Annotated in this window: 1 pseudogene; it reads left to right on the forward strand. The window is 56.9% G+C overall.

Annotated features, from left to right (window positions below):
* Positions 1-27: 27 nt before the first annotated feature.
* Positions 28-209, forward strand: a pseudogene (locus tag B7449_RS18860) (cupin domain-containing protein); the annotation flags it as partial.

The raw sequence follows: 209 nt of genomic DNA on the forward strand, positions 1-209 counted from the left end.
GTGGAACATGGGCGGAGAACAGGCCTCATGACTGATGAAGAGCATCTGATGACCCTGAACCGTACCGGTGGACGGTTCGATCTCAACAGGATTGTGGCAGCGTTCCCGCACACTGCGGATACGATGCTGCTGGATACCTATCTGACCGACAGGCCGGAAGCCAGTATCAGGGTGTTCCGGATCTATCGGGACGTGCCGCCGCATTATCA

The organism is Komagataeibacter intermedius TF2 (assembly GCF_000964425.1).
Taxonomy (GTDB): Bacteria; Pseudomonadota; Alphaproteobacteria; order Acetobacterales; family Acetobacteraceae; genus Komagataeibacter; species Komagataeibacter intermedius.